This window comes from Pararhizobium sp. LjRoot238 (assembly GCF_964252955.1).
Taxonomy (GTDB): Bacteria; Pseudomonadota; Alphaproteobacteria; order Rhizobiales; family Rhizobiaceae; genus Pararhizobium.
Window position 1 is genome coordinate 3,629,902 of record NZ_CAXUPP020000001.1, and the last position, 26,415, is coordinate 3,656,316.

Consider the following 26,415-nt stretch of genomic DNA (forward strand, 5'->3'; position numbering starts at 1 on the left):
GCTCTTTGATGCAGGATACGAAAATCGACCTTCTGATCACCGAAATGCAAAAGTTGTCGGCAGCCATCGAGCGGATTGCGGGTCCCGCACCTGCCGTCAACGACTGGGACGCGGCGGCATGTTTCGTCTGGGGGCCCCAGCGCCTGCATCTCCAGCCCGTCAGCAAACCGAATCGGGTCGATCTCACACTGATCCGCAGCGTCGATCATGTCCGCGATATCCTGTTCGACAATACGCTGAGATTCGCGGAAGGTTTCCCGGCGAACAATGTCCTGCTCTGGGGCGCACGCGGCATGGGCAAGTCTTCGCTTGTCAAGGCAGTTCATGCGAGCGTGGCGCGGGATAGCGGCATTTGCCTGAAACTGGTCGAGGTGCATCGCGAAGACATCTCGACGCTGCCGGTCCTGATGGAAATTCTGAAGACCGCGCCGGTGCCGGTCATTGTTTTCTGCGATGACCTTTCCTTCGATCATGACGACACGTCCTACAAGTCGCTGAAGGCTGTACTCGATGGCGGCATCGAAGGCAGGCCGGCCAATGTGCTGCTCTATGCAACGTCCAACCGCCGGCATCTTCTGCCGCGCGATATGATGGAAAACGAGCAGTCGACCGCGATCAACCCGTCGGAAGCCGTCGAGGAAAAAGTCTCGCTCTCCGATCGCTTCGGTCTTTGGCTCGGTTTCTACAAATGCAGCCAGGAAGACTATCTGGCCATGATCGACAGCTATGCCGCCTATTTTGGGCTGGAAACCGACCCCGGCGAGTTGCATGCCGAGGCGCTGGAATGGAGCACCACGCGCGGCGCGCGTTCAGGTCGCGTTGCCTGGCAGTACATTCAGGATCTGGCCGGCCGCTTGAAGAAAAAGATCGATCTCGTTTGAACGCAAAAGAAAAGCCCCGATGCAGGGCTTTTCTTTTGCTGATTTGGCTGGCGGCGAGGCGACTATTCGAGGAATGTGGCCGGGTTGACGGCGCTGGCGTTCTTGCGCACCTCGAAGTGCACCTGCGGCTGGGTTGCCGTACCGCTCATGCCCGACGCTGCCAACGTCTGTCCGCGCTGGATCTTCTGGCCGCGCTGCACCTTCAGTTCCGACGCATTGCCGTAAACGGTAACCGTACCGTCGTCGTGGCGAACCAGGACGGCGTTGCCCAGTTCCTTGAGGCTGCTACCGGAGTAGATGACCACACCGTTTTCGGCGGCCTTGATCGGGGTGCCTTCCGGTACCGAGATATTGATGCCGTCGTTGCGGTTGCCTTCGACATTGGCGCCATATCCGGCGATGACCTGACCGCGAACCGGCCAGCGATATTTGCTGATGCCCGTTGCCTTCGGCGAGGATTCGGAGCCGTCATCCTTGGATGCCACTTCCGTGGCCGATTCCCTGGCGATCGGCGGCGTATACTCTGCAGGCTTTGCTTCTTCGGTTTTGGCCAGCTTCGTTTCCGGCTTGGCATCAACCTTCTTGCCGGGGACCGACGCGGTAACCACCTGGTCCGGAGTCGATGTGTTGGCACCCGGAACCCTCAGGGTCTGGCCGATGCGGATCGCAGCGGTCGTCGAGCCATTGGCTTTGCGCAATTCCTCGACCGAGACGCCGTTGGCCTTGGCGATCCGGTTCAGGGAATCACCCGACTTGACCGTGTAGGTTCCGCCCTTGCCGCCTTCGCCGGCAACCGGCTGCTTGCCCGCAGCCATGTCGGTGCGGTTCGTGCCTTTTTCGCGTGACTGAGACTGCCCCGGCAGGATCGCAACGTCGCGATTGTCCGGCTGCAGCGGGATATTCTTCTGCTTGTCCACATCGAGGCTTGCCGCGGCATCCGAAGCCGCCGCCTTCGCCGCACTTCCGGCAACGCCGAAGGTCGGGATAAGGATGCGCTGACCGGGCTCTGCGTCGGCGCCAGACTTCAGGCCGTTTGCTTTGAGGATTTCCTTCTCGGGAACACCAAAGCGCTTGGACAATGTCGCGACAGTATCGCCTTGACGCAGAAGCACCGCAGGCGCATTCGCCGTCGACCAACCGCCCTTCGCCGTGCTGGTGGTGATCGTATCGGCCTTGATCTTCTGCTCGGTCTTCGCAGTTTCGCGGACAGCCGGGAAAGGCTGGGCCAGCGAAGTATCGCGCGCCTTGGCAGCAGGATCGGCGAGTGCGACACGCTGGACGTTGATCGGCGTCGACGCTTCTCGAGCGCGGGAAACCGGTGTCGTTGCGGTATTGACCGGATCCGGGAACGGCTGGTTCATCGCCTGATCACGATTGTCACCTGCGACCGCCGGCGCAACCGCCATGCCGCCTTGGACATCACTGCGGGGGATCGGAACATTGCTGCTGGCGATCGAGTTCGTCGTGAAATTATCTGACTTGGAGAAGAGCCCTCCAAAGCGGGTTGCATCCGAGCTGCAACCCGTTGCGGCGCTTGCCAGCAACACCGCCGCAACAAGGCGAACGACGGACTTTCCTGCACTCGACGAAACTCTAATACGCATGACGCTTACCCACTTGGAACACAACTCAGTGTAGGATGATTAAAGCGCATTAGAGTTACCGCGCGGTTAAAACCGGCGGCCTTGACGATGGTTTTTGATGAATTGATAACCATGATTGGCGGCAGGCACCGAGAATATCGGGTGTCGCGCCTATCAAACCGGTGGATCGCGAAAATCAACTGCGGCGCGACCGTCCATCCCGGCACATTTCCCGTCTTGAGACAGGATTACGCATTTTTCACGACCATCGACCTGAGATGCTTGTGTCTGCAGGCTCAGAAGTTTTCCTGGTAGAACTTCTCGATCTCGGAAAGTGCGCCGCGTGTCTGCGAGACGTCCTCGTAGCTGATCGTGCCGGTATCCCAGCCGAACATGTCTCCAGTGGTCATGCCGCCTGCGTCCTGGGATACTGCGAACTCGGATTGGGGCTTGTCTGTATCGAGCAGCACGCTGACGAGCGTTTGAAAGGTTGCGCCGCTTTCGTCGCCGCTTTGGTCGCTATATTCAACCGACCGCGCTCCGGCGATCGCCGCATCGCGCGTTCCGAAATAACGAAGGCTGTTTTGGTCCTCGGGACGGAGGTTATCATAATACTCGATGAACGCGCGGTAGTAGGCCTTGTAGTCGCCGGTTTCGCTATATTTCCCGAAGGCCTGATATTCGCGGGCGGCGAGCTGCGGTGAAAGCTTGTTGCTCCACTCGTCTTTCGTCAGGGCCGGGTATTTTTCCTGGACGCGCTTCGTGCGGCCGAGAAACAGCAGCGCCTCCGCGGACAGGGAAACACGCGAAGATGGATCATAGCCGCCGGTCAGCGACACAGTCGCGCTGCCCTCTTCGCGGTTAACCGAAGCTCCCTGCGTCGCGGCGCGGCCGGCAAGGTTGCTTAGGCCATCACCGGTGCCCGCCGAGGTCAATCTGTCCGCGATCTGCATCTGCCGTCTCCTGCGTTGTGACGCCTGAAATGGAACTGACAAACACGCATCAAGTCCGGGGTCAGCTCAAAGGTATGACTTTTTGTGCGCAGATTTCGGTTAGGCTCCGAAACTTGCGCGAGACTGACTATTGTTAACAGAAAATTAACGAGCTGATTTTGCAGCAATAATTGGTGTGGGGCCGGAGAGTGCGCTTTTACGCATGCTGCGGCGCAACAAAAAAATGATGGAATCAGCGCGCGATAGCGATGATTTCGCGGCTTTCCGCGCTGAACGGCTGGCCGTCCCATCCGCCGAGCCACGATATATCCGGTCCGTGTAGATCGCGTCCGGCATTTGGCTTAGAGAAAAGAGGCGAGTTGCGGAACGATCGGAAGGTAAGGCGCTTCAAACAGATCCTCTCGGTCGAATCGACTGCCGGTGCGGGTCAGCCGGACGATCCGGCATTCGGTCTCGCTCATCATGATCGGCACGATGAGAACACCACCGGAAACGAGGTGATCGGAAAAGACGCGCGGCAGGCTGGAGAACGCGGCGGTGACCAGAATGCGATCGAAAGTGCCCTCACCCGTCGGGCCAATGCCGCCATCCGCCTGGCGAACAACGACATTGCGGATGCCGGCCTTTTCCAGGTTCCTCTGGGCGCTGTTCACCAGCGTCTTGTAACGGTCGATGGTCAACACCCGTTCGGCGATCCGGCCCATAACACCGGCCGTAAAGCCGCTGCCGGTGCCGACCTCCAAAATACGCTGCCCGGGTTTGACATTCAGGTGATGCAGCAGCCGCACAGCAAAATCGAAGCCTTCCATGAAGGCACCGCAATCGAGCGGCACGAGCCTCGAAGAATAGGCATTGTCCTGAAATTGCGGCGGCATAAACAGCGTGCGCGGCGTCTGCTCAACGGCGTTGAGCAATTCCTTGTTGGAAATGCCCTCCGCACGCAGGCGCAGCACTAGGGCGGCAAAGCCTTCCTGCTCGATCACCCGCGGGCTCAATCGGCGTCTCCGTCAAGCAGGGCGCGCGCGACGCGGTCCTGCACCGTATAATCCGTCAGGTCGAGCTTCAGCGGCGTCACCGAAATCTTGTGCTCGCGAATGGCGTGAATGTCCGTGCCCGCCCGGAAGTCGCCGAAGCGCTCGCCGAACCGAAGCCAGAAATAGGGGTGGCCGCGGCCGTCGGAGCGCTCGTCGATCGTCAGGCCGAAATCGAGCTTGCCCTGCGAGGTGACCTCGGTGCCGGCAACGGCGCTTGCCGCGCAGTTCGGGAAATTGAGATTGAGGAATGTCCCGTCCGGCAGGTCGAGCCGCATCAGCTTGCGCAAAAGATCAGGCGCATGCGTCTCGACCACATCCCAGGGAACGAGCCCGCCGTCTGCATGACGATAGGCCTGGCTCAGGGCAAAAGAACGAATGCCTTGCAGCGTGCCTTCGATGGCGCCGGCAATCGTACCGGAATAGGTGACGTCATCCGCCATATTGGCACCGACGTTGACGCCCGAGAGGACGAGGTCCGGCTTGAAGTCCAGCACCTTGCGCACCGCCATGATGACGCAATCGGTCGGCGTGCCGCGCAGGGCAAAGTGCTTTTCGGAGACCTGCCGCAGACGCAGGGGCTCCGACAGCGTCAGCGAATGGGCAAGTCCGCTCTGATCGGTTTCCGGCGCAACGATCCAGACATCGTCCGAAATCGTCCGGGCAATCCGTTCGAGAACCGCGAGGCCCTCGGCGTGAATGCCATCGTCGTTTGTCAGCAGAATTCGCATCTCTACCCCTGCCGCAGGACGCGGCTCAACCGGCCTTTTCGATCTTCGTGAGGCCGCCCATATAGGGCAACAATACGGTCGGGATGGTTACCGATCCGTCTTCATTCAGATAGTTTTCGATGACGGCGATGAGTGCGCGGCCGACGGCCGTGCCCGAGCCGTTCAGCGTGTGAACGAATTTCAGGGTCTTGTCGTCCTTCGTCCGGTAGCGCGCATTCATGCGCCGGCCCTGGAAATCGCCACAGACCGAGCACGACGAGATTTCGCGATAGGTATCCTGCCCCGGCAGCCAGACTTCAAGGTCGTAGGTCTTGCGTGCGCCAAAGCCCATGTCGCCGGTGCAGAGCGTCATGACACGGTAATGCAGCCCCAGACGCTTCAGCACCTCTTCCGCACAGGCGGTCATACGCTCGTGTTCATCGATCGAGCTATCCGCGTCGGTGATCGACACGAGTTCCACCTTGTTGAACTGGTGCTGGCGCAGCATGCCGCGCGTGTCGCGCCCCGCCGAACCGGCTTCCGAGCGGAAGCAGGGCGTCAGCGCCGTGAAGCGCAACGGCAGCGTGTCAGCTTCGAGGATCTGCTCGCGCACCATATTGGTGAGCGGCACCTCGGCAGTCGGAATCAGCCAGCGGCCGTCGGTGGTCTTGAAAAGGTCCTCAGCGAATTTCGGAAGCTGCCCGGTGCCGTACATGGCATCGTCGCGCACCATAAGCGGCGGTTGCACTTCCAGATAACCATGTTCGCCGGTGTGCAGGTCAAGCATGAACTGCCCAAGCGCCCGCTCGAGCCGCGCCAATTGGCCCTTGACGATAGTGAAGCGTGAACCGGCGATCTTGGCCGCACCTTCAAAATCGAGCCAGCCGAGCGCCTCGCCGATTTCGAAATGCTCCTTCGGCTTGTGGTTCCAGCCGGGCTTCTGGCCATGGCTGTGCTTGACGACGTTACCCCTCTCGTCACTGCCGACCGGGACATCGTCCAGCGGAATATTGGGAATGCGCGACAGGGCATCGGCAAGCTCGGCATCCGTCTGACGGCTTTCTTCTTCGAGCGCCGGCATGGTGGTCTTGAGCTCGGCCACTTCCGCCTTCAGCGTTTCGGCGAGTTCGCTGTTCTTCTGGGCCATCGCCGCGCCGATTTCCTTGGAGGCGGCGTTGCGGCGCGACTGCATGTCTTGCAGCGACTGAACGAGGGAGCGGCGCTTTTCATCGAGTGAGATCAGTGCGGCCGACAGGGGCTCGGCACCGCGCTTTTCAAGCGCTGCGTCCAGGGCTTCGGCATTGTCCCTAATCCATTTGATATCAAGCATGTTCGTTCGGGTCCTGATCGGTCGTGTCGAAAGTGGAACCCGAACACCGTGCGCTGACACGAAGCCCGTGTCAGCCGGCGTTTTCCTTCGCCTCGGCATCCTCGCGCGCTTGCGCGTCGCGTGTCCGTTGCCGCTCGACGAGTCGGGCCGTATAGATCGAAATCTCGTAGAGAAGGATGGCCGGGAGAGCAAGGCCGATCTGGGAAACCGGGTCCGGCGGGGTCAGAATTGCGGCCGCAATGAAGGCGATGACGATCGCGTATTTGCGCTTTTCCCTCAGGCCCTGCGAGGTAACGAAACCGACGCGCGCCAAAAGCGTGGTGATCACCGGCAGCTGGAACACCAGACCGAAGGCGAAGATCAACGACATGATCAGGCTCAGATATTCCGAAACCTTGGGCAGCAGCTGGATCGATACCTGCCCCTCGCCGCCGGGCTGTTCCATCGCCAGGAAGAACCACATCACCATCGGGGTAAAGAAGAAATAGACGAGCGCCCCGCCCAGCAGGAAAAGGAGCGGCGACGCAATCAGGAACGGCAGAAACGCTGCGCGCTCGTTCTTGTAGAGTCCCGGCGCGACGAACTTATAGACCTGCGAGGCGATGACCGGGAAAGCGATCACAAGCGCGCTGAACATTGCGACCTTGATCTGTGTGAAGAAGAATTCCTGCGGCGCCGTGTAGATCAATTCGACGGCGCGATGATCGAGCCCAGCCCATTGAACCGCCCATTTGAACGGCAGGACAAGCAGGTCGAACAACACCTTGGCGAAATAGAAGCAGACGAGGAAAGCCGCAAAAAAAGCGCCGACTGCCCAGATCAGCCGCGAGCGCAGCTCGATCAGATGCTCCATCAGCGGCTGGGGCCTGTCTTCGATATCGCCGCTCATGCGTCACCTTTTTTCTTGGCCTTCTTCGGCGCAGCCTTGGCAGATTCCGGCTTCACGACTGTCGCAACTTCGGCCTTAACCTTCTTCGCAGTCGTCTTCGCGGGAGCCGCGACGGCGGCTCCGACTGCCGCCGCCTTCGGCTTGGAAACACGCTTCGCCTTCGGTTCTTCAACGGGAGCAACGATGGCGGCGGCGCGATCCATCTGCGTCGCGGTCGAGGCGACTGCGGCGGCGGCAACAGGGTCGGCTTTCGGCTGTTCCTGCGGAACCACGATTTCGGCGGACGCAGGCGCTGCCGATTCCACCGGCTTCGTCTCGACGGTCGTCGCCTTCTGAAGGTCGGCCTTGATTTCGTTGCCCATCTGGCGAAGCGGGTTCATCGCCTCGCGCAGGCTATGCGCCGGATTGAGCTTCTGTGCGTCGCTCAGCGTCCTGCGAACCTCGTCGAGGTCGGCCTCCTTCAGCGCTTCATCGAACTGCTGGCGGAAATCATTCGCCATGCCGCGCATCTTCGTCATCATCTTGCCGAACGTGCGCAGCATCGGCGGCAGGTCCTTCGGGCCTACCACGATGATCAGAACGATGGCGATAACGACGAGCTCGGTCCAGCCGACATCAAGCATTCTTAAGGACTCCACAACACCGAAAGGCGTAGGGCCTGCCCCTCACGGTCAGGCCCCGAACCGAATGCATGATCAGCGGACTTCGTCGGACTTGTGTTCGACCGTCTTGGCATCGACGCCCTTGTCGTCCGCCTTCGTGTCGTCTTCGGTCATGCCCTTTTTGAAGCTCTTGATGCCCTTGGCAACGTCGCCCATCAGTTCCGGGATCTTGCCGCGGCCGAACAGCAGCAGAATAACGACCAGAACGATCAGCCAATGCCAGATACTAAAGGAACCCATATCCTTACTCCCTTGAAACCTGTAACCCCGATTTAAGATGTGCGACCATCTTTTTCAAACTGCAATGTATCTCGCTCGTTAACGGAAAGCGGCACGCCACGCAATGCTTACGCCAAGAGTTCGGCGGAGATACGCCCGTCTGTCAGATTATCTGATCAATTGTGTGCAGCCGCCGGTGGAAGCAAGAACCTAGCGCGACCTGTGCGCACAAGGTGAACACGGTTTCAAGACGCTGGCCTTTATTCCCCGTCCCCGCCGCTCGGCGCTAAAAGGCCAAGCTCTTCAAGATCAAGCTGCGTGATTGGATCCTCGTCCTCGCCGATTCCATCATCGCCAAGCGGAACCGGAATCTGGAAGCTGGAGGGGATGCGGCCGGCGAGGAGGCCCGCTCCCTTCAATTCTTCGAGACCGGGCAGGTCGCGCAGTTCCTCGAGGCCGAAATGGTCGAGAAAATCCCGCGTCGTGCCGAAGGTCACCGGCCGGCCGGGAGTGCGGCGGCGGCCGCGGAACCGGATCCAGCCCGCTTCCATCAGCACGTCCAGCGTCCCCTTCGACGTCTGCACACCGCGGATATCCTCGATCTCTGCCCGGGTCACCGGTTGGTGATAGGCGATGATCGACAACACTTCGAGCGCCGCCCGCGACAGTTTTCGCACCTCGTTTTCATCTGTCTGGACGACGAAAGAAAGGTCTGCCGCAGTGCGGAACGCCCAGTGATCGGCCACCTGCACGAGGTTGACGCCGCGCTCGGCATAGATGGACTTCAACCGCATCATGATACGCGGAACATTTGCGCCCCGCGGCAGCCGCGACGCGATGTAGCCCTCCGACACCGGCTGGGCGGACGCAAAGACAAGCGCTTCGGCGATGCGTTCCGCTTCCAGTTCGATGCGCGGATCAAGCAGGATTTCCGTGCTGGTCGTTTCTTCCTGCTCTTCGATCACGCCCGGTAGCTGCCTTTGCGGTTCAATCACGCCCCGCCTCCATGTCGGCCAGCGCCTCGGCCGTCAGCTTGTTCGGCCCCTGGCGCAGGTAGATCGGCGAGAACGCGCCATCCTGACGAATTTCAAGCCGGCCTTCCCGCACCATTTCGAGCGATGCGGCAAAGGAACTGGCAATGGCGGTTGCCCTCTCCTTCGGGCTCGTCATGTAACGCAGCAAAAAGTGGTCGAGTGCCGTCCAGTCGACCATATCGCCGATCAGCCGCGCGAGGACCAGGCGAGCATCGGCGAGCGACCAGACCTGCCGCTTCTCGATCGTTACCTGCATCACCGCTTCACGCTGGCGCAGCGACGCGTAGGCACTCAGCAGATCGTAGAGCGACGCCTCGAAGGCGGATTTCTTTTCGACGGGAATATGCTCCGGCGCACCGCGTGCGAACACGTCGCGCCCAAGCCGGTTGCGGTTGATCAGGCGAGTCGCCGCCTCGCGCATCGCTTCCAGGCGCTTGAGGCGGAAAGCCAGAGCCGTGGCCATCTCCTCGCCCGATGGCCCCTCGTCCTTCGTCTGCTGCGGGATGAGCAGGCGCGACTTGAGGAAGGCAAGCCAGGCCGCCATGACGAGATAGTCGGCGGCGAGCTCAAGCCGGATGCTGCGGGCGCCCTCGATGAAAGCGATATATTGCTCGGCAAGCGCCAGCACCGAAATTCGGGATAGATCGACACGCTGGTTGCGCGCCAGATGCAGCAGAAGATCGAGGGGGCCTTCGAAGCCGGCGATATCGACGACGAGCTCTTCCTCGTGCAGGCCACGATCCGATGCATCGTCCTGCCACAGCGGGTCCATGGGGGCCTTGGCCGCCGGTTTCCTCTGCATGTCGCCGGCGTTGCTCACGATTGTCCTGCCTCTTGTTGCCGTTGTTTCCCTTACGCGATGGCCAGCATGCCGTTGAACTCGTCCCGCAATGCGGTTTCATCCGATGCATCCGGCTTTGCGAACCCGGCTTCCACCGCCTTCGCGCGCCTGAGCGTCTCACCGGATATCACCGGCACGACACGCGCCACCTGAAGCATTTCATCCATAATGCCGTGGCAATGCAACACCAGATCGAGCCCGGCAGCCACAATGCCACGCGCCCGCGCCTCGATATCGCCTGCGAGCGCATTCATCGAAACGTCGTCCGACATCAGCAGTCCATCGAAACCGATATGGCCGCGGATGACATCACGCACCACTTTCTCGGAGGTCGTCGCCGGATTTTCCGGATCGATCGCCGTGAAAACGATATGCGCCGACATCGCCATCAGCTCGTTCTTCATGGTGGTGAAGGGCAGGAAATCGCTTTTGGCCAGTTCGTCGAAGCCCACATCAACGACCGGCAGCTTGTGGTGGGAATCGACGAAAGCCCGGCCATGGCCCGGCATATGCTTCATCACCGGCAGCATGCCGCCTGCCTTGAGGCCCGCCGCCGCAGCCGCGCCGATTTCGGCCACGGCCTGCGGGTCATAGCTATAGGCGCGGTTGCCGATCACGTCACTGCTGCCTTCGATCGGCACGTCCAGCACCGGCAGGCAATCGACCGTGATGCCGAAGCGCATCAGGTCGAAGGCATGCAGGCGCGACATCAGCCACGCGGCGCGAAGGCCCTTCTCGCGGTCGCGGCGATAGATTTCGCCGATCGCGGCACCATTCGGATATTGCGGAACGATCGGCGGACGGATGCGCTGGACGCGGCCCCCCTCTTGGTCGATCAGTACCGGTGCGTCGGGATTGCCGATGCTGTCGCGCAACGACGCGGTGAGATCACAAATCTGCTCGGGCTCGCCGATATTGCGTCCGAAAAGGATGAAGCCCCACGGGCGCTCGCCTGCAAAGAAGGCTTTTTCCTCGGGCGTGATCGTCAGGCCCTTGCAGCCTGAAATGAATGCTTTTGATTCGGTCATGGGGCGATGATAGTGACTGCTGCAGGCAAAGGCGAATGTCGATTTTTCCTTTAAATCCCGTCATTCACAGCAAACAAATCCGCTTGAACACGAAAAAGGCGCGGTCGTTTCGGCCGCGCCTTTTTCGTGTTCTCACTGTCTGGCCGGGTTATTTCGTCACAAGGCAACTGCCGCCAGCGCTCTTGTAGCGTGCGCACAGGGCATTCGCCTCTTGCTTGGTACCGGCGGGAATGCGCACCCGGAAATAGGTGCCCTTGCCGGCGATCTCCGCCTTCTTGATATCGACGCCCTTGCCGCCGATGACGCTGCCGAACTTGCTGGAAAGCGTCTTGTAGGACTTCTGCGCTTCGGCTTCCGACGGCAGCGACGCGATCTGGATCACATAGGTGCCGGGCGCGACGGAGGCCGTTTCAACCGGCTTGGCTTCGGTTGCCGGCTGAGTCTGCTGGGCCGGCTCGGTCTTGAAGGTGTCAACGACCTTCGCCTGCTCTTCGACAGGACGCGTCTGCGGAACCGGATTGGTGTCAGCAACCGCCGTCGTCTTGACGGAGCGAACCGGCGCCGTTTCCTCAACGGTCGCGTCAGCGGCTTCAGCAAGAGCACTCTTCTGCTCCGGTGCGGCAGCTTGATCGGCAGCTGGCAGGGACTTCGGCGTAGAACCCGTCTCCACCTGCGGGGTCACTGCGGTCGTCTTGACCACCTTGATCTGCGGGTCGCCCTGGCTTTCGGGGGTTTCGTTCGCAGCAACCTTCGTTTCAGGCTGGGCAACCGGCTCCTCGCGGGCGACCAGCGTGCCATCCGGCTTGACGATCATCGTGCGAACCTTGCGCGGCGATACGGCAGGCGAGCTGTCCTCTTCGGCAGCGTTATTCTCGGCCGTCTGGCCATCTGGCAGCAAACGTTCGCTGCCGTCCTCATCTACCGGCGCTACGCCCGGGAGCTCGTCACCGGCACCTTCGAGGGGCAGGTTCTCCGGCGTCAGCGTCCGCTGAACCACATCGACGGGCTCTTCGGTCGAGGAAACCAGCGTGCCCTGCTCCGGCGTACTATCCTGCGCACCGGCAACACGGTCATAAACGGCCTTGTCCTGGTTGGGAACGGTCTTGCCGCCCTTTTCGACCGGCACGATCTTCACCGGCGACTTGTCCGCCAGGATGATTTTCGGCTCTCCGCCGGACAGCACGGAACCGTTGCCGCCAATGAACGCGTAGACGCCGACGCCACCGAAGATCGCCAGACCGGTAACGGCCGCGGCAAGCAGGATCAACCGACGCTTGCCGGAACCGCTGCCCTCTTCGTCAAAGTCGCTATTGGCCGCGTAGCCGGAGCCGACAGCCAGGCGATCCGAGGATGGATCGGCTTCCTGCCGCTGGCTCAGCGACAGCCGGAAATCCTCTTCCATGGCTTTTTCGAACTCGTCGAAATCATCCTCGGCGCCGGCGCCGGCGGACTGTGTCTGCGGGATCGAATGCGGCACCGAACCGAAACCGAGTTCGTCGTCGGCGCCTCTATTCGCGCCAGCTCCGCCCCGGCTCGGCGTTCCGAACAGCTGGGCCATTTCAGCGTCGATATCGAGGTCGTAGTCCGGCTGATGCACCACCGGACGCTCCTGCTCGACTACCGGCAATTGTGGCACGTTCAGATCGGCGATCGCCGTCAGGTTTTCTTCCGTCTCGGCAATCATCGAGGGATCGAAGGGAAGAATGCTTTCGGGCTCTTCGCGCGCAGGCTCGTCGTCTTGTGGGGCTTCGTCGACGGGTGCCGCCGAGGTTGCCGCAATGCTGACGGGCTCCTCTGCAATCGCAGCAGCCGGAGCGAAAGTGGTCTCCCGAGCCGCAGTCTCGAATTCCGAGGGGTCGATATCGAGATCGATACCGGAAAGATCGAGTTCGAACGAGTCGAGATCGAAATCCGGTTCCTGATCGACAGGCGCCTTCAGAGCCGGTGCTGTTTCGGTCACCACCGGCTCGGCGGGCGTTTCGGCTGGCTGATACGCGGTTTCGGTGACAGCTGCCGCCACCGGCACAGCCGCCGCCGGAAGCGGCGTCGCAAAGGCCTTTTGCGACAGGACTCCGCCGTTCGAGGCGACCGGAGTAGCCCGGCTGAATGTCGGCGTGAAGGGATAATTGATTTTTCGCGCGGCATCCGCCGAGGTCGCGAGCTTTACCGCGGCCTTGGCGGGAACAGGAAACCGTTCGATATCTGTGAGCAAGGCGTCAATGCCATGCGCATCTGCCGCGGAAATCACGATGTCACCCGACTTCGATAGCGATGCCGGCTCTGGCTGCCATTCAGGCAGATCGTCCTGCTTCTCGCTCGTCGGCTCCGCCGCTACCATGGTTTGATCGACGCCAGCGTGGATGTCCTCGACGGGATCAAGAGCGACGGGCTCTTCAACCGCAGGCAAAGGCGCGACCTCCTCGGCAGGCTCCTCCGCCTTGGCGTCAACAAGAGCCTCCAACTCAGGCTCGAAACGCTGCGTCTGCGCCGAAGCCGTTTCAATCGCAGGCGCTTCGGCGGCATACTCGTCGTAGCCGATGGACAGTTCGAGTTCGCGCTCAAGATCTGCGCCGTCGAATGCCGGGTCGCTGTAAGATTCAACGGACCAAACGTTTTCGACTTCCGGCGAAGCCGGCTCAGGCTGGGGTGACCAGAAATCGACAACTGGTTCCTCGTCTACGCTGACGACCTCAGCCGCGGGTTCTGCAAGAATGGGATCTTCTGCAGCGGGCGGCGCGATTTCCACTGCAAGCGCAGTAACGTCAGCCGAAACCTCCGGAAGAATCTCTTCCGCCTCGTAAGCGACGGACTCTGGCTCCACGGCAGCGACTGAAGCGAAATCGCTCTCTTCGGGAAGCGGCACAAAGGCAACATGATCCTCGGCACTGACCGGCTCCGGCGCATCCATCGATGACCCACCTTGCGGCGCATCGTAGACGTCGAACTCGCGTAGCAGCTCATCCTCCAGATCGAGTACAGGCTCAAGTCGGGCCGCTTCGCGATGTCTTTCGAGCTCCTGCAGCTGCTGAACTGCGGGCCGATTGTCATAGCCGACAATGCGGGCCAGCTCTGCCAAAGGATCGTCATCCGACAAAGCGTCGAATTCCGCAGTCCCGCTTCGTGCCAATTGTTTGTCTGCCATGCGCTCCACTCACAACTTACTAGCCAGTTCTTGCCAGTGCTTTGTGGGGAAATGGTGACGTGACTATCGCATCTCGTCCGGGGCAGCGGTACCTGTAATGGACAGGCCCGACTTCAAAACGGAGGCAACGGCACGCACCAGCCCTAGTCTGGCAATGGTCAATTCTCTGTTCTTATCGTTAACAAAACGTAATTCAGGAGAATCTTTACCTTTATTCCAGTGTCCGTGGAAGGCGCTGGCAAGATCGTAGAGGTAAAACGCGATCCTGTGAGGCTCCTGAGACAGTGCCGCTGCCTCGACGACACGCGGATATTCTGCGAGCTTGGCAACGAGCTGGAGCTCATTCGAATCAGTGATATTGCCTGCGACAGCTCCCGCCAGGTCGAGGGTTTCGAAATCAGTACCCGGAAAGGCTTCGGCCGCCTGCCGGAAGACCGACATGCAGCGCGCATGCGCGTACTGCACGTAAAAGACCGGATTATCCTTCGACTGTTCTGTCACCTTGGCAAAGTCGAAGTCGAGTGGTTCGGAGCTCTTGCGGTAGATCATCATGAACCGCACGGAATCCCGACCTACCTCTTCCACGACATCCCGAAGCGTGACGAAATCGCCCGAACGCTTGGACATCTTGACCGGCTCGCCGTCGCGATAAAGCTTGACGAGCTGGCAGAGAAGCACCGTCAGCTTCGACGTGCCGCCCGAGACCGCGCGCGCCAGCGCCTCGAGCCGCTTGACGTATCCGCCGTGATCGGCGCCGAGCACATAGATCATCTCGTTGAAGCCGCGATCGAACTTGTCCTTGAAATAGGCAACGTCGGCGGCGAAGTAAGTATAGGAGCCGTCCGACTTGATCAGCGGCCGGTCGATGTCGTCACCGACCTCGGTCGAGCGGAACAAGGTCTGCTCGCGATCTTCCCAGTCTTCCGGCACTTGCCCCTTCGGCGGCGGCAGCGCACCCTTGTAGACATGGCCCTTGAAGGTCAGGTCGTTGATGGCGTTGCGGATCGGACCGGCGCCGTTGGCATGCAGCGTCCGCTCGGAGAAGAAGACATCGTGATGAACGTTGAGGGCGGCAAGATCCTCGCGGATCATCACCATCATCGCATCGATCGTCCGGTCCTTGACGAGCGGCATCCACTTGTCTTCCGGCATGATCCGGAGACTGGAGCCGAATTCATCCGCCAGCGCCTGGCCGACCGGAACGAGATAATCGCCCGGATAGAGACCCGCCGGGATATCACCGATCTTTTCGCCCAGCGCCTCGCGGTAACGCAGGAAGGCGGACCGGGCGAGCGTGTCGATCTGGGAGCCGGCATCGTTGATGTAATATTCCTTGGTCACCTCGTAACCGGAGAACTCCAAGAGGTTTGCGAGCGTGTCGCCGACGACGGCGCCGCGGCAGTGACCGACATGCATCGGGCCGGTCGGGTTGGCCGAGACATATTCGACATTGACCTTACGCCCGGCGCCGACGGCGCTCTTACCGAAACCGGTACCATCGGCGATCACGATCGCCAGAAGTTTCTGCCAATAGGCGACCGAGAGTTTGACGTTGATGAAGCCCGGTCCCGCCACCGAGACCTCGGCAACCTCCGGATCCTCTTTCAGTTTCGCGACGATCTGATCGGCGAGAGCGCGCGGATTGGTGCCCAGCGGCTTGGCCAGTACCATGGCGGCGTTGGTTGCGACATCGCCGTGACTGGCGTCACGCGGCGATTCCACGCTGACACGTCCGAAATCGAGCTCAGATCTCTTTTCACGCACGATATCAATCGTTTCCAGAACGTTTTTAATTCTTGATTCGAAGTCTGTGAAAAGGTTCATGTCATCCATCCGCTCTGCTCGCCTTTGAGTGCGAGACCGCGTTGTTATCGTTCAAGTAGCATTGCGGCGGCACAATCGCCGCCATCAACCGGCGCGGTGACTACCGCAATTCAGGGGTATGGTCAAACAAGCGCTTGTGTACGGCAATCGCATAGGTGTCGGTCATGCCGGCGATATAGTCGCCGACGTGCCGGGCCTTGGCCGGCTCGGCCATGCCGGCGATCTGGTCGATCCAGTAATGCTTCTGCATCTCTCGCGGATCTGCCATGAAGGCATGGTAGAGATCGACGACAATCGCAGCCGCATTGGCGCGCACGCGCATGACTTCGGGATGACGATATATCCTCGTCATCAGCATCTTCTTGATCTGCTGGTCGGTCTCGAACATTGCTTCAGAAAAGGTGGCGATCACCCTGCCAGCATTGCGGATATCCGCAGCGCTTTGCGGGCACACTTCCTTGAGACCTTGCTGCGCAACGGTGATCACGTCCTCTACCATGGCGGTGATCTGCCGGCGCATGATCTCGTGGGTGAAGCGGCTCGCCTCCAACCCAGGATACCGACCGCCGACCTCGTGCATCAGGCCAGCAAGGAAAGGAATTTCCTCCAGCATCTCGAAGGTCAGATAGCCGGATCGCAAACCGTCGTCGATGTCGTGGGTGTTGTAGGCGATATCGTCGGCGATCGCCGCTACCTGGGCCTCAAGGCTGGCATAGCTCGACAGTTCCAGATCGTGCAGGGCGCAATAGTCGACGATCGGCTGGGGGACCGCGCCATGGGTGCCCTCGCCGTCCTTTCCGATCAGCGGCCCGTTGTGCTTGACCAGCCCCTCCAGGCTCTCCCACGTCAGGTTGAGGCCGTCGAACTCGGCGTAGCGACGCTCCAGCTTGGTGACAATGCGCAACGACTGCGCATTGTGATCGAAGCCGCCATAGGGCTTCAACATTTCGTGCAGCGCGTCCTCGCCGGTATGGCCGAAGGGCGTGTGGCCGAAATCGTGGACCAGTGCGACACCTTCCGCTAGGTCTTCGTCCAGTTTCAGCGCACGCGCCAGGGCACGGGCGATCTGCGCCACCTCGATCGTATGGGTGAGCCGCGTGCGATAATGGTCACCGTCGGCGGCGATGAAGACCTGGGTCTTGTGCTTCAGCCGGCGAAACGCCGTCGTGTGGACGATACGGTCACGGTCACGCTGAAAATCGGAGCGCGTCGGACTGCCGGTCTCGGGGTACAGCCGCCCCCTGCTCGCCCACGGATCGGAGGCGAAAATCGCGCGTTCACCGGAACCGAAACCAAGCGCATGTCTGTCCAATGTCATTTCCCACTCTGCATCCCATTGACGCGGTACTAAAGCCTTCATACCTATAGTGCACGTTGCAGGAAAGCGTCGAGTGTCAGTCGCTCTTGAGCTTGAACGAAAACAAGGCTTTGCTGCGCATATGGACCACCCTGCCGCTCGACTATACAATGCCGCGAACGGCGCAAACAGCGAATCTCTCCGGTTCTTGACCCCGGCAGGAGGTAGATATGACTGCAGAAACTGTGACTCTTTCGGACTCGGCGGCAAAGCGCATCGGCGTGATCCTCAAATCCGATACGGAGAAGAAAGCCATGCGCGTGTCCGTCGAAGGCGGCGGCTGCTCCGGCTTTTCCTATAAGTTCGACCTTGTTGCGGATGCCGACGCTGACGATCTCGTGCTCGAAAAGGGCGACGCGAAAGTGCTGATCGACAGCCTGTCGCTCGTCTACATGAGCGGCTCCGAAATCGACTTCGTCGACAACCTGCTCGGCCAATCCTTTCAGATCAAGAATCCGAACGCAGTCGCAAGCTGCGGATGTGGCACCAGTTTCTCGGTCTGAGCCCCGGCGGTATCTCAATTCACAGATAAGGTGAGCCGAGCCAGAAGATCTTGTTGATCAGTCGGGTCAAGAACGGCTTTGCGCTCAGGTCAGCCAGTGTAACCGGGTGAGCCTGCCTTAAAGCCGCCTGTATCCGCTGCCCGACCGCGCCGGCGAAACCAGCGTCGAGCACCTCCAAGTCGATCTCGAAATTCAGCCGCAGCGAACGCGGATCGAGATTAGACGAGCCGACATAAGCCCAACGGTCGTCGACGGTCATCAGCTTCGAATGGTTGAATACGCCGGTGGACCGCCAGATGCGGCAGCCGCCTTTCAGTGCCTGGTCGAACTGCGCTGTCATCGCCCGGTCGACCAGCACCAGATTGTTGACCGCCGGAACGATGATATCCACCTCGACGCCGCGCATCGCCGCCGTGACAAGGGCGCTGATCAATTCCCTGTCCGGCAGGAAATAGGGCGACATGATGCGGATATTGCGCCTGGCAACGGAAAATGCCCCCATCATCATCTTGTGGTTGGATTCATTGGCCCTGTCCGGCCCGGACGGCACGGCGCGCATGAGCATGCCGGGCTTCTGCGGTTGCTGCGATGAGATTTGCCACGCCTCGCCCTCAAGGGATTCCCTGCTCGAAAACTGCCAATCCTCGGCGGCTACCTGAAAGAGATCGGCAACGACTGGCCCTTCAAGACGGAAGTGCGTGTCGCGAGCCTGCGCGTCGCCGGCAAATTCCGACGTGAACCCGGCCCTGATATTCATGCCTCCGGTAAAGGCAACTGCGCCGTCCACGATCAGGATTTTCCGGTGGGTGCGCAGATTGGCGTAAGGCAGCCGCAATCCCATGATGATGTTGCCATTGAAGACCCTGACCGTCACGCCGCCGTCCTGAAGACGCCCGACAATGCTCGGTACCGAGTACCGCGCGCCGACAGCGTCGATGAGCACCCTCACCTCGACGCCGCGCCTGGCAGCGGCGATCAGGGCATCGGCGAAACGCAAACCGATGTCGTCGCGATCGAAAATATAGGTCTCGAGCAGAATGGCCCGGCGGGCATTTTCGATCTCAAGCAGCATCGCGGCATAGGCTGCGTCCCCTCCCTCAAGGATTGCGATGCGATTTCCGCTGCAGAGGCGATGGCGGCTGACGCGGTCCCCCAGCATCTTCATCGCGGCGAATCGCTGGCCGAACCGGTCGGAGACCGCCTCACCCGAAACATCGAACTCGCCCAAGGCATCCGGCCCGCGCTCGCGGAACTGCGACCTCTGTTGTTCGATCGACGAGCGGCGAATCCGGTTGATACCGGCGATCGCATAGACCAGCGCGCCGAGTATAGGAGACAAGAGGATGATGCCGACCCAGCCAAGCGCGGAGCGCACCTCCTCCTTGGTCATCGTCGCATGGATGGCCGCCGGCACGCCAAGGACGACGGATAGCACCGCCAGAACATGCGGCCAATAGGTGGTGAGTAGATCGATCATCCGCCGGACTATAGCGGGCAAGGGTCAGGAAGCAATTCGCGTTGGACACCGGATTTGTCAAAAAAATCCAGCGGCGCTAGAAGGATGGCGGGCCGTACGCATTCAACAAAAAGGACGCCAACCATATGAAAATCGTCACCTGGAACATCAACGGCGTCAGGGCCCGCATCGACGTTCTGACGGCCTGGCTGAAAGAATCGCAGCCCGATATCGTCTGCCTTCAGGAAATCAAAACGGTGGATGAAGGTTTCCCGCGCCTGGAGATCGAGGCGCTTGGCTATCATGTCGAGACGCACGGTCAGAAGGGCTTCAACGGCGTCGCCATCCTGTCGAAAATACGGCCTGATGAAGTCAACCGCGGGCTGCCCGGCGGCGATTTAGACGAACAGTCACGCTTCATCGAGGCGGTGTTTTCCGTGAACGGCGGCGCCATCCGTGTCTGCTCGATCTATCTGCCGAACGGCAATCCGGTCGGAACCGAAAAATTTCCCTATAAACTGTCCTGGATGGATCGCCTCAGCGCCTTTGCGGAAAGTCGTCTGGCACTGGAGGAGCCGCTCATTCTCGCAGGCGACTACAATGTCATCGCCGAGCCGCATGACTGCTGGGACGTCAAAGTCTGGCAGAACGACGCACTGTTTCAGCCGCAGACGCGCCAGGCCTTCCGCCGCCTCGAAAATCTCGGCTTTACCGATGCAGTGCGGGCGACGACGGACGCGGCCCCGCTCTATACTTTCTGGGATTATCAGGCGGGCTGCTGGCAAAAGAATTTCGGCATTCGCATCGACCACCTGATGCTATCGCCGGAAGCGACAGACAGGCTGGTTTCGACGGGCATCGAAAAGCACGTGCGTGCCTGGGAAAAACCGTCCGATCATGTGCCGGTCGCGGCGGAATTTAACGTCGAGGCCTAACGCTTAGTTGCCGGCGTCGCTCAGTCGCTGTCGAGATGAATGCTGCTTGCCATGGCGACCGCCGTCCGGCGGTCGTCTTCAGTGGCGAGCGAGAAGGCCTGCTCCTGAAGGGATTGCAGCCAGGGCCGGTCTTTCGGCGAACACTGGTCGAGCGCGGCGGTCATATACGCCAGCCCACGCGCCGCCTGGCCTTCCTGGAAAATCACATTGCCGAAAACGCCCATGGCGCCGGCATGGCCGTTCTTGCGGGCACGGTTGAGCCATTTCTTGGCCTGCTGGACATTGACGCTGCCGCCATCGCCGGCAAGAAGCATCTTTGCCAGCTGGAACTGCGCCTCGGCGACACCGAAGGTCGAGGCAGCCTGGAAATAGAGCTGGCGGGCCTGACTGAGGTCGCTTTTGATCGGGCTGTCCGGAATGCCACGCCGATAGTAACCGGCAAGCGAAATCAGGGCGTTGACGAAATAGCCGGTGTCCTCTGACCCCGGTTCGACACCCTTTTCGGCAATTTCGCTGTAAATCTTGAAGGCTTCGAGGTCGTTTTCCGCCACACCGTCGCCATAGGCATACATGTTGGCCAGGGCCCAGCGGGAGCCGGTATGGCCTTTTTCGGCGGCATAACGGTAGGCTTCGACCGCCTCATCCTTGCGGCCGTTCTTGTAAGCGGAGAAACCGAATTTGAAGAGCGCAAAGGGACCAGATTCCTTGGTGACACCGGCATTCGGATCAAAGGCGTACGCAGCGCGCCCCTGTGCGGTCAGCGCGAGCGCAACACTCAAAACAAGAAACGTCAACGACCGGTAACCGCGTATCAGCATGATAGTCTATATCTTCCGTTCAATCCCAAGAGCCGGTCAAAGCCAGTCCGAACGAGATCCCTGTCGTCAACGCTGCGACAGACGGCGGTAAAGGCATCTCGCCCATTGCCAATCTGTCCATTCATCCCGGCAATTTCCCAACTGTAATCAGCGTTTTCGGCAAGAGTACGGCTTGCCCTCGCAGCTTCGATGAACTCGCACCACCACGACCCGTCGAACAGCCTTGAAAGGCTGTTTCGAAGCCACGTAACGTCACGGGAAGCCTGGAATTTTTCGAAAACGCGATGACTCATCTTACCTCAAACGCCGCATGCTCAAAACTTCTGTGCAGGTTTGTCGAGTTCATCGGTGCTCCCAGTTTGTGGCGGGAAATAGACACAATCGCCCCTCTCCCGGCCGCCGCAGACTATAGAAAGAATGTGTTGCTGAATCGTCACATTTCGGGGCGAGGGAAATGGAAAAAACCTTGATCGGGTCACTGAATTCCTTGGACCCGCATCTCCACAAATAGAGAAATTATCGGCGGTTCGTAACGCGACAATGCCACGAGTAAAAGGAAAGGCCGGCTACCGTTAGCGGTAGCCGAAAACAAAACGGCCCGATGCGAACACGGGCCGTGTCTGTCTTGACCTGTCTGCTTGTTGATCAGAATTTGATCTTGAGCGACGTGGATACGGCACTGACGATATCGGTCCCGAAATCATAGGTGACGTCGTCGCCGACAACTTCGCCCTGGTATGTTTGCGGGCCGGAGCTGCCGCTCGTCAGGATGCCGATGGCACCGGCCAGCCGAAGCTCGACATTTTCGGTCGGCATGTAGGAAACGCCCGTGCCGACCGTCCAGGTATCCGTCTGGGTTCCGTAGCCGTGGCTGGTGCCGCGGTCCCACGTCAGGCTGACAGCCCCGCTCCACTGATCGTTGAACTTGTGGCCGACGCCTCCGGAGATCGTCCAGCCGTCGCGATAAAGAAGGTCGAGGCTGGTCGGAAGATTACGCGGATCCGACGTATCGTTCGCAGTAACCTGAATGACCTGCAGCTGGCTCCAGTCAGTCCACTTGACCGAGCCGAAAGCGAGCCAACCGGGCGCGATGCCAGTCTGAAGCTTGAGTTCCAGCGAATCGGGCATGGAGGCGAAGCTGGACACGTCATACTTCGTTCCCGGAACGAACCCGCCTGGAGTAGGAAGTAGGGTATTGGTCAGATCGATCGTTCCACCAAGATTGTCGAGATCGACCGCACTGTTGTAAACAAGGCTTGCGCGAAGGGCGTATTCCGGAATCTCGTATGCAACACCGGTGCGCCAACCCCAGCCGCTGCCCTCCAGATCAAGACGACCGACGCCGCTCAACGGGGATCCGAAAGGCGAAAGGTCCGTGACTAGACGTTCCTTGAAACCCCCAACCTCCTGGTAGAAAGCACCGCCGATAACCCGAAACTGTCCTTGCCCCACATCCCATTTGTAGGAGCAAGTTGCAGCGTAATTGTCGCTTTCGATCTTTGTCTCAATGTTGTCATTGGCACCTGCCCAGTTCGAGCCCGGATTGGTGTGCGCGCCCCAAGGCTGCGAATAATCGGCCATGCAGTCAACGCTATCGCCAATACCGGCCTTTACCCCGATGCGGGGAACCCAATAGCCTTCGGTATCTCCAATGCCGTCGTTCGGACGCCCGTTCAGATCTCCACTAGTGGGGGCGGTGTGGATGTCGACGACATTGTCCAACTCGCGTTGCGGATTGACGTAGGTCGCCGCGGCCTCGGCGGCATAGGTCGACGGATCGAACAGCAGGTCGATATTGTAGCCGCCCCGTTCGAGACCACCTGCGTAGGCCGCCGTTGTGCTAAGCAAGACGACAACCGCCGCCGACATCGCCGCCTTGATTTTGTTGTGAGCCATCCGTTCCTCCCCTGAATACAAATCAGTGGTCGGCGCGCACGCCAACCGCTCGAAGAGAAGGTATCGGCTGCAAACGGTTAATGGCAAATGCCCGGATTTCGCGAGCAGCGGCACAAGATCACGAAAAATTTACGTAAGAAAACCTGCAACGGCGGAAAATGCGCCAAAATCAGGATAAAATTTCTCTACATTTCCAACCAGAGCTTTTTTTTGGAATAATTTTTCATAAATGTAACCGAGTGTCACCTCGACACAACAATGCCGCTTTTTGACGTCTTGGCGTCTTGATAACGAAATATGTGACATGAAACGCCGCGCTTCCAAGGGCACCGGGCGCTTACTTCGTACGAAGAGAATCAGGCGGATCTGGAAAAGGCGGCCAAAAGCCGCCTTTTCCAGATCCTAGCAGGCCGGAACTCGCCCGGCCTGCATGACTTCGATCGTCAGCCGGCGTCAGACACCCGTGCCAGCGCCACGCCAAGCGACGTCTTCTGACCATCAAGTTCGGCCAAACGCTCCCGCTCGGCGTCGACTACATCAGGCCTAGCATTGGCGACGAACTTCTCATTCGACAGCTTGCCGAGGATGCGTTCTCGCTCCTGGTCGACCTTACCGATCGCCTTTTCAAGCCGGGACTTCTCCGCGGCAAGATCGATCAGGCTGCCGAGCGGCAGGCAGACGGTCGCCTCGCCGATCACAATCTGGGCGCTGCCCTTCGGCGCTGCCGCGGCAAGATCGATTGCATCGACGCGCGCGAGCCGGCGGATAGCAGCAGCGTGGCTCTGCAGGCGTTCCTTGGTCAGGGTGCTCGCTTCAACGACGACGAGGGGCGCGATCGCAGCCGGCGGGACGTTCATTTCCGAGCGCACCGAGCGGATGCCGGAGACCAGGTCGATCAGCCAGTTGATCTCGCCAGCTGCGGCATCATCCCCGTACGGGGCCGCGGGCCATTCGGCGTGGCAAAGTAGCCCGTCACGCGCCTTGCCCTCGCCCGCGGTCTGCGCCCAGAGTTCTTCCGTCATGAACGGCATGAAGGGATGCAGCAGCTTGTAGGTCTCGTCGAGCACATAGGCGACGCAGGCCTGCGATTCCGCCTTTGCAGCCTCATCCTCGCCGCCGAAGACCGGCTTCAGCAGTTCCAGATACCAGTCGCAGAACTGATTCCAGACGAAGCGGTACAGGCTGCCTGCCGCCTCGTTGAAGCGGTAGCTTTCGATTGCTTCGGTGACATCGCGGATGGTGCGCGACAGTTCCGTCAGGATCCAGCGGTTGATCGTCAGAGAGCAGGTTTCCGGCACGAACTTCGGATCATTGGCGACGCCGTTCATGCCGGCAAAGCGAGTCGCGTTCCAGAGCTTGGTGCCGAAATTGCGGTAACCGGCGATGCGGGCCGGATCGAGCTTCACGTCGCGCCCCTGAGCCGCCATGATCGCCAGCGTGAAGCGCAGCGAGTCCGCACCGTATTCGTCGATGAGTTCCAACGGGTCGATGACGTTGCCCTTGGACTTCGACATCTTCTGGCCGTTCTTGTCGCGGACCAACGCATGCATATAGACCGTGTGGAACGGCTCGACGGGCGTGCCGTCCGCGTCCTTCATAAAATGCAGACCCATCATCATCATCCGGGCGACCCAGAAGAAGATGAGGTCGAAACCGGTCACAAGAACGTCCGTCTGATAATACCTGTCGAGTTCCGGCGTCTTGTCCGGCCAGCCGAGCGTCGAGAAAGGCCAGAGCGCCGAGGAGAACCAGGTGTCGAGCACGTCCTCGTCCCGGGTGAGAATTTCGCCCGGACGGAAGTTCTCGAGCAGATCCTCGACATAGGCCTTCATCGGTCCTTCATGGGCGATATAGTGCTGGATGGCGGCGTGCAGCGCCTCTTCCTCGGTCTTTTCGACGAAGACCTGACCGTCCGGGCCGTACCAGGCCGGAATCTGGTGGCCCCACCAGAGCTGTCGGGAAACGCACCAGGGCTGGATATTTTCCATCCATTCGAAATAGGTCTTTTCCCAATTCTTGGGCACGAAGTTCGTGCGGCCTTCGCGCACCGCAGCGATCGCCGGCTTGGCAAGCGTCTTGGCATCGACATACCATTGCTCGGTCAGCCGCGGTTCGATCGGAACGCCGCCGCGATCGCCATGCGGCACCGTATGCTTGTGCGGTTCGATCGTGTCGAGCAGGCCCTTTTCCTCGAACATCGAAACGATCGCCTTGCGGGCGGCAAAACGCTCTACGCCCTCGAGCTTGGAAATCAGAGCTTCCAGATCGTGACCCGCCGGCAATTCGTGCAGGAAATCCTCATTGCCGGCGAGCGTCAGATGACCGTCGACCGTCAGAATGTTCACCTGACGCAGATGGCGGCGCTTTCCGACCTCAAAGTCGTTGAAATCGTGGGCCGGCGTCATTTTGACCGCACCGGTGCCCGCCGTCGGGTCCGGATATTCATCGGCAACGATCGGAATCCGCCGTCCGATGAGCGGCAGCACGACATGCTTGCCGACGATCGACTTGTAGCGCTCGTCGCTCGGGTGGACCGCAACGCCGGTATCGCCAAGCATGGTTTCCGGCCGTGTCGTCGCAACGACCAGATAGTCGCGCGCTTCCCATTCGGTCGGTTTGCCGTCCTCGTCAAAGGCGACGGGATGCTGGTAGGTGAGACCCTCTTCCAGCGGATAACGCAAATACCAGAGGCTGCCGGTGACTTCCACCTGTTCGACCTCGATATCGGAGATCGCCGTCAGCAGTTTCGGGTCCCAGTTGACCAGCCGCTTGTCCTTATAGATCAGGCCGTCCTTGTAGAGGGAAACGAAGACTTCGAGAACAGCCTTAGACAGGCCCTCATCCATTGTGAAGCGTTCACGAGACCAGTCGCAGGAGGCGCCGAGCCGCTTCAGCTGATTGAAGATCAGACCGCCGGATTCAGCCTTCCATTCCCACACCTTGTCGATGAACGCGTCACGGCCCATCTCGCGGCGGCGCAGTTGCCGTTCCATCAACTGCCGCTCGACGACCATCTGGGTGGCGATGCCGGCATGATCCATGCCCGGCTGCCAGAGCACGTCCTTGCCACGCATGCGCTCGAAGCGGATCATGATGTCCTGCAGCGTGTTGTTCAGCGCATGGCCCATGTGCAGCGAGCCGGTAACGTTCGGCGGCGGAATAACGATGCAGAAAGTCTCGGCGCCCGGTTTTGCACCCGCGCCGGCGCGGAAGGCGTCCTCGTCATCCCATAGCTGGGCGATGCGGGGTTCGACAGCGGCGGAATCATAGGTTTTTTCAAGCATTCTGAAGCCAAACTTGCTGATTGATATGGATGGTTTGTA

21 protein-coding genes are annotated in these 26,415 nt (G+C 60.2%); 3 read left to right on the forward strand and 18 right to left on the reverse strand.

Annotated features, from left to right (window positions below; translation table 11 throughout):
* Positions 1-8: 8 nt before the first annotated feature.
* On the forward strand, positions 9-881 hold the full coding sequence (locus ACSQ3F_RS17740) for an ATP-binding protein (protein ID WP_436101433.1): 873 nt from the start codon (positions 9-11) through the stop codon (positions 879-881).
* Positions 882-943: 62 nt separating this feature from the next.
* On the opposite strand, the gene ACSQ3F_RS17745 is transcribed toward ACSQ3F_RS17740, so the two are convergent.
* The 14 genes from ACSQ3F_RS17745 to ACSQ3F_RS17810 all read right to left on the reverse strand — a co-directional run bounded on the left by ACSQ3F_RS17745 (position 944) and on the right by ACSQ3F_RS17810 (position 17,445).
* Positions 944-2,485, reverse strand: a complete 1,542-nt coding sequence (locus ACSQ3F_RS17745; RefSeq protein WP_436101434.1) for a peptidoglycan DD-metalloendopeptidase family protein — start codon at positions 2,483-2,485, stop codon at positions 944-946.
* A gap of 275 nt (positions 2,486-2,760) precedes the next feature.
* Positions 2,761-3,417, reverse strand: coding sequence for a biotin biosynthesis protein BioC (locus ACSQ3F_RS17750; protein WP_436101435.1), 657 nt, complete (start codon positions 3,415-3,417; stop codon positions 2,761-2,763).
* Between the two features lie 341 nt (positions 3,418-3,758).
* The gene (locus ACSQ3F_RS17755) at positions 3,759-4,412 is read right to left on the reverse strand and encodes a protein-L-isoaspartate(D-aspartate) O-methyltransferase (RefSeq protein ID WP_436101436.1); all 654 of its coding nucleotides are present in this window, start codon (positions 4,410-4,412) and stop codon (positions 3,759-3,761) included.
* A complete protein-coding gene (surE, locus tag ACSQ3F_RS17760) occupies positions 4,409-5,179 on the reverse strand; it encodes a 5'/3'-nucleotidase SurE (RefSeq protein ID WP_436101437.1) in 771 nt (256 codons plus the stop codon). The genes ACSQ3F_RS17755 and surE overlap by 4 nt, the downstream gene beginning before the upstream one ends.
* A 25-nt stretch (positions 5,180-5,204) precedes the next feature.
* On the reverse strand, positions 5,205-6,488 hold the full coding sequence (gene serS, locus ACSQ3F_RS17765) for a serine--tRNA ligase (protein ID WP_436101438.1): 1,284 nt from the start codon (positions 6,486-6,488) through the stop codon (positions 5,205-5,207).
* Positions 6,489-6,558: 70 nt separating this feature from the next.
* Positions 6,559-7,377, reverse strand: a complete 819-nt coding sequence (gene tatC / locus ACSQ3F_RS17770; protein WP_436101439.1) for a twin-arginine translocase subunit TatC — start codon at positions 7,375-7,377, stop codon at positions 6,559-6,561.
* Positions 7,374-8,000: a Sec-independent protein translocase protein TatB gene (tatB, locus tag ACSQ3F_RS17775; RefSeq protein WP_436101440.1), complete on the reverse strand. Its 627-nt coding sequence runs from the start codon at positions 7,998-8,000 to the stop codon at positions 7,374-7,376. The genes tatC and tatB overlap by 4 nt, the downstream gene beginning before the upstream one ends.
* Before the next feature lie 72 nt (positions 8,001-8,072).
* Positions 8,073-8,279, reverse strand: a complete 207-nt coding sequence (locus tag ACSQ3F_RS17780) for a twin-arginine translocase TatA/TatE family subunit (RefSeq protein WP_436101441.1) — start codon at positions 8,277-8,279, stop codon at positions 8,073-8,075.
* A 239-nt stretch (positions 8,280-8,518) separates the two neighbouring features.
* Positions 8,519-9,253 (reverse strand): SMC-Scp complex subunit ScpB, encoded by a 735-nt coding sequence (gene scpB, locus ACSQ3F_RS17785; RefSeq protein ID WP_436101442.1) that lies wholly within the window; start codon positions 9,251-9,253, stop codon positions 8,519-8,521.
* Positions 9,246-10,094 carry a segregation and condensation protein A gene (locus ACSQ3F_RS17790; protein WP_436102180.1) on the reverse strand — a complete coding sequence of 283 codons (849 nt, stop codon included), beginning with the start codon at positions 10,092-10,094 and terminating at the stop codon, positions 9,246-9,248. Before ACSQ3F_RS17790 ends, scpB begins: the two co-directional genes overlap by 8 nt.
* Positions 10,095-10,144: 50 nt before the next feature.
* Complete coding sequence (gene nagZ, locus ACSQ3F_RS17795; protein WP_436101443.1) at positions 10,145-11,161, reverse strand: beta-N-acetylhexosaminidase; 1,017 nt, start codon at positions 11,159-11,161, stop codon at positions 10,145-10,147.
* Between the two features lie 148 nt (positions 11,162-11,309).
* The gene (locus ACSQ3F_RS17800; RefSeq protein ID WP_436101444.1) at positions 11,310-14,303 is read right to left on the reverse strand and encodes an SPOR domain-containing protein; all 2,994 of its coding nucleotides are present in this window, start codon (positions 14,301-14,303) and stop codon (positions 11,310-11,312) included.
* A 63-nt stretch (positions 14,304-14,366) separates the two neighbouring features.
* Positions 14,367-16,127, reverse strand: coding sequence for an arginine--tRNA ligase (argS, locus tag ACSQ3F_RS17805; protein ID WP_436101445.1), 1,761 nt, complete (start codon positions 16,125-16,127; stop codon positions 14,367-14,369).
* Positions 16,128-16,227: 100 nt separating this feature from the next.
* Positions 16,228-17,445, reverse strand: a complete 1,218-nt coding sequence (locus tag ACSQ3F_RS17810) for a deoxyguanosinetriphosphate triphosphohydrolase (protein WP_436101446.1) — start codon at positions 17,443-17,445, stop codon at positions 16,228-16,230.
* A gap of 209 nt (positions 17,446-17,654) precedes the next feature.
* On the opposite strand from ACSQ3F_RS17810, the gene ACSQ3F_RS17815 reads away from it, so the two are divergent.
* Positions 17,655-17,987: a HesB/IscA family protein gene (locus ACSQ3F_RS17815; RefSeq protein ID WP_436101447.1), complete on the forward strand. Its 333-nt coding sequence runs from the start codon at positions 17,655-17,657 to the stop codon at positions 17,985-17,987.
* 19 nt (positions 17,988-18,006) lie between these two features.
* Here the strand turns inward: ACSQ3F_RS17815 and ACSQ3F_RS17820 are convergent, their stop codons facing one another.
* Positions 18,007-19,464 carry a phospholipase D-like domain-containing protein gene (locus tag ACSQ3F_RS17820; RefSeq protein ID WP_436101448.1) on the reverse strand — a complete coding sequence of 486 codons (1,458 nt, stop codon included), beginning with the start codon at positions 19,462-19,464 and terminating at the stop codon, positions 18,007-18,009.
* A 125-nt stretch (positions 19,465-19,589) separates the two neighbouring features.
* Here ACSQ3F_RS17820 and xth point away from each other — a divergent pair, with 125 nt between their 5' ends.
* Positions 19,590-20,378 carry an exodeoxyribonuclease III gene (gene xth / locus ACSQ3F_RS17825; RefSeq protein ID WP_436101449.1) on the forward strand — a complete coding sequence of 263 codons (789 nt, stop codon included), beginning with the start codon at positions 19,590-19,592 and terminating at the stop codon, positions 20,376-20,378.
* Between the two features lie 20 nt (positions 20,379-20,398).
* On the opposite strand, the gene exoR is transcribed toward xth, so the two are convergent.
* The 3 genes from exoR to ACSQ3F_RS17840 form a co-directional block, all read right to left on the reverse strand.
* Positions 20,399-21,196: an exopolysaccharide production regulator ExoR gene (exoR, locus tag ACSQ3F_RS17830; RefSeq protein WP_436101450.1), complete on the reverse strand. Its 798-nt coding sequence runs from the start codon at positions 21,194-21,196 to the stop codon at positions 20,399-20,401.
* Between the two features lie 645 nt (positions 21,197-21,841).
* Positions 21,842-23,092 (reverse strand): OmpP1/FadL family transporter, encoded by a 1,251-nt coding sequence (locus ACSQ3F_RS17835; RefSeq protein ID WP_436101451.1) that lies wholly within the window; start codon positions 23,090-23,092, stop codon positions 21,842-21,844.
* A gap of 443 nt (positions 23,093-23,535) precedes the next feature.
* Positions 23,536-26,376: a valine--tRNA ligase gene (locus ACSQ3F_RS17840; protein WP_436101452.1), complete on the reverse strand. Its 2,841-nt coding sequence runs from the start codon at positions 26,374-26,376 to the stop codon at positions 23,536-23,538.
* Positions 26,377-26,415: the final 39 nt, after the last annotated feature.

Excerpts from the sequence above, each read along its gene's own strand:
- surE (WP_436101437.1), bottom strand. The coding sequence starts at position 5,179 with ATGCGAATTCTGCTGACAAACGACGATGGCATTCACGCCGAGGGCCTC.
- ACSQ3F_RS17815 (WP_436101447.1), top strand. The coding sequence starts at position 17,655 with ATGACTGCAGAAACTGTGACTCTTTCGGACTCGGCGGCAAAGCGCATC.
- ACSQ3F_RS17790 (WP_436102180.1), bottom strand. The coding sequence starts at position 10,094 with ATGCAGAGGAAACCGGCGGCCAAGGCCCCCATGGACCCGCTGTGGCAG.
- xth (WP_436101449.1), top strand. The coding sequence starts at position 19,590 with ATGAAAATCGTCACCTGGAACATCAACGGCGTCAGGGCCCGCATCGAC.
- tatB (WP_436101440.1), bottom strand. The coding sequence starts at position 8,000 with ATGCTTGATGTCGGCTGGACCGAGCTCGTCGTTATCGCCATCGTTCTG.
- ACSQ3F_RS17820 (WP_436101448.1), bottom strand. The coding sequence starts at position 19,464 with ATGATCGATCTACTCACCACCTATTGGCCGCATGTTCTGGCGGTGCTA.
- ACSQ3F_RS17780 (WP_436101441.1), bottom strand. The coding sequence starts at position 8,279 with ATGGGTTCCTTTAGTATCTGGCATTGGCTGATCGTTCTGGTCGTTATT.
- ACSQ3F_RS17800 (WP_436101444.1), bottom strand. The coding sequence starts at position 14,303 with ATGGCAGACAAACAATTGGCACGAAGCGGGACTGCGGAATTCGACGCT.
- argS (WP_436101445.1), bottom strand. The coding sequence starts at position 16,127 with ATGAACCTTTTCACAGACTTCGAATCAAGAATTAAAAACGTTCTGGAA.
- ACSQ3F_RS17835 (WP_436101451.1), bottom strand. The coding sequence starts at position 23,092 with ATGGCTCACAACAAAATCAAGGCGGCGATGTCGGCGGCGGTTGTCGTC.
- tatC (WP_436101439.1), bottom strand. The coding sequence starts at position 7,377 with ATGAGCGGCGATATCGAAGACAGGCCCCAGCCGCTGATGGAGCATCTG.
- ACSQ3F_RS17750 (WP_436101435.1), bottom strand. The coding sequence starts at position 3,417 with ATGCAGATCGCGGACAGATTGACCTCGGCGGGCACCGGTGATGGCCTA.
- nagZ (WP_436101443.1), bottom strand. The coding sequence starts at position 11,161 with ATGACCGAATCAAAAGCATTCATTTCAGGCTGCAAGGGCCTGACGATC.
- ACSQ3F_RS17745 (WP_436101434.1), bottom strand. The coding sequence starts at position 2,485 with ATGCGTATTAGAGTTTCGTCGAGTGCAGGAAAGTCCGTCGTTCGCCTT.
- serS (WP_436101438.1), bottom strand. The coding sequence starts at position 6,488 with ATGCTTGATATCAAATGGATTAGGGACAATGCCGAAGCCCTGGACGCA.
- exoR (WP_436101450.1), bottom strand. The coding sequence starts at position 21,196 with ATGCTGATACGCGGTTACCGGTCGTTGACGTTTCTTGTTTTGAGTGTT.
- ACSQ3F_RS17740 (WP_436101433.1), top strand. The coding sequence starts at position 9 with ATGCAGGATACGAAAATCGACCTTCTGATCACCGAAATGCAAAAGTTG.
- ACSQ3F_RS17840 (WP_436101452.1), bottom strand. The coding sequence starts at position 26,376 with ATGCTTGAAAAAACCTATGATTCCGCCGCTGTCGAACCCCGCATCGCC.
- ACSQ3F_RS17810 (WP_436101446.1), bottom strand. The coding sequence starts at position 17,445 with ATGACATTGGACAGACATGCGCTTGGTTTCGGTTCCGGTGAACGCGCG.